Raw genomic sequence first — 1,502 nt, 5'->3', positions numbered from 1 at the left:
TATCTAAACGGATGCTTGAAATAATCTAACAAGTTACAACTTAGCTAGTCCATTTAGATATTCATCTATATGGACCACAATCAAAAATCTTAGCCACATAGATACAAACAAATTGCTTGAACTGTTTGCATCCATGGTGACATGTCTACAAACACTATCTAAAGTAGCTAAAGTAAAAGTTTTGATTCATCGTTACAGCTTGTCTTTTATTCATTTCTTTTTCTGCTTTCTTTTTTGATGTTTCCTATCTTACCACCTTTTTCATCAGCTGTCAAGAATATTTCAGAATTTTTTAAAATTTTTCGAAAATTCTTTCAAAGTTTTTCTATCTCTGTTTCAAACTAATAACAAAGTCCGTCTAAACTCAGAAAGTATGATGCGAAATTTCAATTTTATACATTAATACTAACTAGTTTCTAGATACACAAGTCATCTTTTTAAGAGTCAAAAATTTACTTTATTTTGTTCAAAAACAATAAATTCCTTAAATTTATTTTTGAAAAGTTCAATAGCTTCCGAATTTTTTCTAGTCATTATGTAAGTAAAGGATAGTGGAATAGAAATTTCTTCTGGTATTCGAGTAGCAATATTAGGATTTAAAGTCATTTTAAGGTATAGAGGAAGATAAGATATTCCTTGTCCCATTTCAATCAATTTCTCAGTTACTGCTATATCCTTTATAGAAACAAATTGAGATTCCGGAACAATTTCAGAAATTTCTTGTTTTACTTTATTCCAATAAACAGGATGATTATCTGATAAGATCTTATATTTTTGAAATAACTCCACCTCAGTTAGTTGAGAATCATTTTTGGGATAAAAAAGAGCAATTTTACCCTCACAAATTTTTTCTGAATTAATCTTTGTAGTATAAGGTTCTTCCCTAGCTATCCCAATATCAAATTGATTATTTTCAATTTCTCGAGCAATATCATTTTGTAAAACGGTAATTGAAATACCTACAGATGGTTGTTCTTCAAAAAATTCTGGAAGAAATTTCGGTAACAGATAGGTAGCGATGTAAGGTGAAACTGCGATGTTTAAATGTGTTTCCAACTTTTTATTTTTTAATTGTATTTTTTTAATTCCATCTTCATATGTCGCAATTATTTTTTTTACGATAGGGATAAATTCTCGTCCTGTTGGAGTCAGAGTTAAATTTCTTCCAACTGTTTCAAATAAATTTACTTGCAAGTGTTTTTCGAGTTTTTTTATTTGCTGGTGAAGTGTTGGTTCCGTTAAAAATAATTCTTCGCTTGCTCTACGATAGTTGAGGTGTTTAGATAATACTAAGAATGTATAATACCAATCTAAATTCATCATCTCCTCTCCTTCCTAAAATAATATTTAATGAATTATTAACTTTTTCCAAATTTTAAAAAGTTAATATTTATTATATCATAGAATCAAGAATAATTTATTCGATTATACGAAAGGAGCAATATGATGAAAATTAATATACCTTTTAACCAGAACTTATTGCCTAAACGATTTGGAAAAGA

The 1,502-nt window shown here is 28.1% G+C and carries 1 protein-coding gene; it reads right to left on the bottom strand.

The window, feature by feature from the left end; genetic code table 11:
- Positions 1-444: 444 nt before the first annotated feature.
- Positions 445-1,323: a LysR family transcriptional regulator gene (locus ACO409_RS10915; RefSeq protein WP_485557187.1), complete on the bottom strand. Its 879-nt coding sequence runs from the start codon at positions 1,321-1,323 to the stop codon at positions 445-447.
- Positions 1,324-1,502 lie beyond the last annotated feature (179 nt).

Source organism: Leptotrichia sp., assembly GCF_057270615.1.
Note: the sequence above shows the minus strand (reverse complement) of the source record. Positions and strands in the feature narration are given on the sequence as shown.